6 protein-coding genes are annotated in these 5,006 nt (G+C 55.9%); 4 read left to right on the forward strand and 2 right to left on the reverse strand.

Translation table 11 applies throughout. The features are described from left to right. Positions 1 to 51: 51 nt before the first annotated feature. Positions 52 to 1,596, reverse strand: coding sequence for an acyl-CoA ligase (AMP-forming), exosortase A system-associated (locus V7665_RS12960; protein WP_335664954.1), 1,545 nt, complete (start codon positions 1,594 to 1,596; stop codon positions 52 to 54). Between the two features lie 30 nt (positions 1,597 to 1,626). Here V7665_RS12960 and V7665_RS12965 point away from each other — a divergent pair, with 30 nt between their 5' ends. Genes V7665_RS12965 through V7665_RS12980 form a run of 4 tightly spaced genes read left to right on the forward strand, consistent with a single transcriptional unit; the run spans position 1,627 to position 4,502 of the window. Beyond that, the gene (locus tag V7665_RS12965; RefSeq protein ID WP_335664955.1) at positions 1,627 to 2,676 is read left to right on the forward strand and encodes a GNAT family N-acetyltransferase; all 1,050 of its coding nucleotides are present in this window, start codon (positions 1,627 to 1,629) and stop codon (positions 2,674 to 2,676) included. A 34-nt stretch (positions 2,677 to 2,710) separates the two neighbouring features. Further along, on the forward strand, positions 2,711 to 2,983 hold the full coding sequence (locus tag V7665_RS12970; RefSeq protein WP_335664956.1) for an acyl carrier protein: 273 nt from the start codon (positions 2,711 to 2,713) through the stop codon (positions 2,981 to 2,983). Between the two features lie 53 nt (positions 2,984 to 3,036). Further along, positions 3,037 to 3,687: a hypothetical protein gene (locus V7665_RS12975; RefSeq protein ID WP_335664957.1), complete on the forward strand. Its 651-nt coding sequence runs from the start codon at positions 3,037 to 3,039 to the stop codon at positions 3,685 to 3,687. After that, positions 3,684 to 4,502 (forward strand): hydrolase 1, exosortase A system-associated, encoded by an 819-nt coding sequence (locus tag V7665_RS12980; RefSeq protein ID WP_335664958.1) that lies wholly within the window; start codon positions 3,684 to 3,686, stop codon positions 4,500 to 4,502. Before V7665_RS12975 ends, V7665_RS12980 begins: the two co-directional genes overlap by 4 nt. Here the strand turns inward: V7665_RS12980 and V7665_RS12985 are convergent. Next, the coding region (locus V7665_RS12985) for an NAD(P)/FAD-dependent oxidoreductase (RefSeq protein ID WP_335664959.1) at positions 4,503 to 5,006 on the reverse strand (504 nt) is incomplete at its 5' end.

The following is a 5,006-nucleotide window of genomic DNA, read 5'->3' on the forward strand; positions in this document are numbered from 1 at the left end:
CATCAATGGCGGAATATCCGGCGGGGATTGGCCCAGTGGGTTTGGTCTTGATCATTCGATATCCATGCTGGCCAATGCGTTGCGATCCAGTTTCCCATTGGGATTTTTGGGGAATTCAGAAAGCAGGATGATATCTCTGGGGTGCATAAAATTTGGTAAATTTTGCTTTAAATATTTTCCCAGTTGCTCGGGGATAGTGGCCGTTTCCGCTCCACGATCAACCGGACTGACAAACAGCCGGATCGCATGACCGAGACGTTCGTCCGGCACGCCCAGAGCGACCGCTTCCGCTATGATCCCCGATTCGACCGCGATTTCCTCAATCTCGGTCGGGCTGATCCGGTTGCCTGAGCTTTTGATCATCGAATCATCACGGCCAACGAAATAGAGCAATCCGTCGTCGCCGCGCTTCACCGTATCGCCGGAGAAAACCGCCGTACCGCCAAATTTAGATGCTTCCGGTGCGCTTTTGAACCTTTGCGCGGTCCGCTGCGGATCATTCCAATAGCCCTGCGCCACCAGCGGACCGCAATGGACAAGTTCCCCGGACTGATCGGGCGCGGCAACATTGCCAACTTCGTCGACCACCAGAATTTCAGCATAAGGGATCGCTGTGCCCATGCTGGTCGGATTACCGTCGATCAGCGCGGGATCGAGATAGGTGGACCGAAAAGCCTCGGTCAGGCCATACATTGCATAAATATCGGTTCCGGACCCGAATATCGCCCGCAACTGCTTGACCAACGTTGGGGTCAGCGCACCGCCGCTGTTGGTTAGCCGCCGCATCGATGCAACCGCTTCCTCCGGCCATTCATGCTCGACCAGTTGCACCCAGAGCGGCGGCACGGCCGCCAAAGTGGTGATCCGTTCGCGGGCGCATGCCTTCATGACGTCACGCGGCGTCAGATAATCCAGCGGCACCGCGCAACCACCGACTGCCCAGGTCGAAAGCAGCTGATTCTGGCCATAGTCAAAGCTGAGTGGCAACACGCATATCGTGCGGTCATCGACAGAAAGCTTGAGATATTCTGCCACACTGAGCGCACCAAGTGTCAGATTGGCGTGGCTGAGCATGACTCCCTTAGGCCGCCCCGTAGAACCGCTGGTGTATAATATCGCAACCAGATCACTGCCATCGGTTGTTACTGCACTGGGCTCCATTGGCATCGCAATCGACTCCAGAGAAGTCTCAACAACCTTGTCCTCGAACAGGCTGCAATCTTTGTTGAAACTGCCGTCTTCCAGAGTTTTCAGGCGCCCGGCGTTGCTGATCAGCAGCCTGGCGCCACTGTCCGCCACGATATGCGCAACCTGGGCCTGTTTGAGCAACGGATTGACCGGCACGTGCACCAGACCCGCCCGGGCCGCCGCCAGCGGCATGATGCAAGCCAGTTCGGTCTTGGACAGCCAGGTTGCCACCCGGTCCCCTTTGGCCATGCCCTGCCCCTGCAGCCATGCCGCCAGCACACCGACACGATGATTTAACATTTTATAGCTAAGAGATCCCGAACGCGTCACGAGAGCGCTCGCATGCGGATCCTTGCCAATCGCCAGATGGTCTAACGGAAATGCGGCGGTTTCGGGATCGATGTTCAATTTTTGACCTATGGGAAAAAGAGCAGATTTGTGACAGATACGACCTTAGCCATGACCAGCGAATATCATAGCAATTTTCAGTCGGTGCAAGACATAGCCGGCGAAAAACTTGGCCGTTCGGTCCAAAAGTCCCTGTTCGACCGGATCGAATGGCTCAAACCGCTGCATGAACTATGCCTGCCCGACAAGTCCCCGTTGATCGTTCATAGCAAAGAGGGCGACGCCGAAGCTTGGATGTTCCTGATGAAAACCGGCCTCGGTCGCCATGCTGCTCTGGCCAACTGGTATAATTTCACCTTTCGGCCGATTTTCCTGGGCGAATATGACGAAGTCACCAAATTGGCGCTGCTCGCAAAGCTCGCAAAGCAGCTGAAATCAAGCTCTCACCATATTGAAATCACGCCCGTACCTGATGAAGATTCGGCCGCCAGCCTGACCGAGAGAGCGTTTGAGCAAGCCGGCTGGATTGTTTTCCGGTCCAAGGCCGATGACAATCATATCCTCAACGTAAAGGGCCGCACCTTCGACCAATATTGGGATGATCGCCCCGGTCAGTTGCGCAATACGGTGCGACGCAAGGCAAAGAAAAACCTGGTGTCGATCCGGATTGAAAAGCAATTTTCCGACGAGGATTGGAATGACTATGTGTCGGTGTACGAACGCAGCTGGAAACCCGAAGAGGGCAACCCCGATTTTCTGAAGAAACTGGCCCAGCACGAAGCGGCCGCCGGCTGCATGCGCCTTGGCCTGGCCTATATTGATGGCGAGCCGGTGGCGGCACAATTCTGGACCGTCGAAAATGGCGAAGCCCTGATTCACAAGCTGGCGCATATCGAAGACGCGACAAAATCTTCGCCCGGAACCCTGCTCTCGGTCGCGATGTTCCAGCATGTGATCGATATTGACCATGTCGATCTGATCGACTTTGGCACCGGCAATGACGGCTATAAGCGCGAGTGGATGGAAGATGTCCGGGACCGCTATCGGCTGGAGTTCTACTGGCCCAACAACCCCTTGTCCTGGCTGCCTATTTTGCGCCACTATGCCTCGGGCCTTGCCGGAAAGCGTGCTTCCCTTTAGGGAGGCGCCGTTATCCGGGATTCGGGGGTTTTTGATGCAGAATGAGGTCGAGTTAACGCCGGAAGCCGCCGTGCGTGCAGTGATGCGGGATATTTTGGGCCTGAGCGAAGAACAGGTTGCGGACTTCACGGCAGAAACAGAGCTTTTCGGCGCTCTCCCTGAATTGGACAGCATGGCTGTTGCCGGGTTGCTCACCGAACTGGAAGATCGTCTCGACATCATGATCGATGATGATGAAGTCGATGGCGAACTGTTTGAAACTTTTGGCAATCTGGTCGCCTTTGCCGAGATGAAAGTCACGGGGTGACCCTAGCACCCGCATTCGTCTCCCACGAATTTGCGGATCGCAAAGAATATTGTTTGTCTGCAGCGGCCCAGTCTTCCCGCCGCGTCCTGCTAGTCCCACCCCTGTTCGACGAGATGAACCGCATGCGCAAGATGCTGGTGGATGTCATGCGCGCTCTTGAGGGCCTTGAAGTCGGCAGCTTTCTGCCCGATCTGCCGGGCACCAATGAAAGCCTGATCGCCCTTGAACAGGCCACACTATCCGACTGGCAAGCGGCCATCCAGGCGTGCGCCCAGCAACATGAAATCTCCCATATTGCCTCATTTCGAGGCGGCGCTTTGACGGTCGCTGCGATGGACAAGGCCAGTCACTGGATTTTCAGTCCGGTGAAAGGCGCGACAATATTGCGGACGATGATGCGGACCAGGGTTGCAGCGGACCGGGAATCCGGCCGCAATACAAGCCTCGCCGATCTGACCGCCCAAGCCGAGACCGGACCGCTTGAGTTGGCTGGCAATATCCTCGGCTCCCAACTATTCACGCAGCTAAATGCGGCAGAATTTCCAGATCTGGAAAATCAGCGGATCGTACGCCTGGAATCAGACAATAAGCCCAGCGATGTTAAGATTCCCGGCTCTGCCTTGTGGCTCCGCGCCGAACCGGATGATGATCCAGCGATGTCCAAAACCATCGCCAACGATATAGCTGCTTGGATAAAGCAATGACGCGGAGCTTTCATCAAATTGCCTGTGCAAACGACATGCTTGCTGCAACCCTCGATAGCGCGCCTGGCTCGACCGCATTACTGATCGTCAGCGGCGGCAATGAAATCCGCTCGGGAGCCCATGGCGGAATGGCACAACTTGCCTTGCGGATAGCGGAACAGGGCTTTCCGGTGCTTCGCTACGACCGGCGCGGTATTGGCGAAAGCACGGGTCAGAACAGCGGTTTTCTGGGCAGTGCGGAAGAAACCGCGGCGGCCGCCAAATTTCTCAGACACGAACAACGGGTACAGAATATCATTGCATTCGGAAATTGCGATGCGGCCACCGCGCTGGCTTTGTTCGGACCCGAGGCCGGGATTAATGGCCATATATTGGCCAATCCATGGGTGATTGAAACGAGCAGCGAACCGGATACGGAAGAACCGACAATCTCGTCCGCCGCCATCCGCTCGCGCTATTGGGACCGGATCAAAAATCCAAGGACGATCCTTGATCTGCTATCGGGGAAAATCGACGTCAAAAAACTTCTGAAAGGTCTCAAACAGGCCGCCCGATCAGAAGAGAATAGCGCACTGTCCTTGCGATTGCGCGATGCCTTGTACGGGCTGGAAAAAGACGCCCATATTCTGCTGGCAAAGCGCGATACCACTGCGCGCGCTTTTCTCGCGGCCTGGAACAGTGCCGATTTTGAACCACTGCGGCGGAATTCCAATATCATCATCGAAACGCTCGACAGCGCGTCGCACAGCTTTGCCGATGTCGAGGCAAAAAACTGGCTTATCGATAAAATATTGGATTCATTGCGAAAAGCCTGACTATTCGGCCGCCATCAGTTCAAATTCCTGTTCCGCCAGAAAACGTTCGGCATCGAGTGCTGCCATGCAGCCGGTACCAGCTGCGGTCACGGCCTGACGATAGACATGGTCCATGACATCACCGCAGGCGAACAGGCCCGGAATCTTGGTTTTCGGCGTACCCGGCTCGACCCATATATAGCCGCCGTCGATCAGATCGAGATGGTCCTTGAATATCTCCGTTGCCGGCGCGTGTCCGATAGCAACAAAGGCACCATCAACCGTCAAATGGCTTTTGTCCCCGGTCTCCGTGTCGACCAGGTCCAGTCCAACCAGCCCCAGAGGATCGCCGCCGCCAACAAAGCGTTCAACATTCTTGTTCCACATCACGGAGATTTTGGGATTGGCAAACAGCCGATCCTGCAAGATCTTCTCTGCGCGCAGGCTGTCGCGACGGTGGATCAGAGTCACATCATCGCTATGGTTGGTCATATAGAGCGCTTCCTCGACCGCGGTATTGCCGCC

It is taken from the genome of Parasphingorhabdus sp. (assembly GCF_036964675.1).
Classification (GTDB): Bacteria; Pseudomonadota; Alphaproteobacteria; order Sphingomonadales; family Sphingomonadaceae; genus Parasphingorhabdus.

Bases quoted from the DNA above. Each gene is read 5' to 3' on its own strand.
- V7665_RS12970 (WP_335664956.1), top strand. From the start codon at position 2,711: ATGCAGAATGAGGTCGAGTTAACGCCGGAAGCCGCCGTGCGTGCAGTG.
- V7665_RS12980 (WP_335664958.1), top strand. From the start codon at position 3,684: ATGACGCGGAGCTTTCATCAAATTGCCTGTGCAAACGACATGCTTGCT.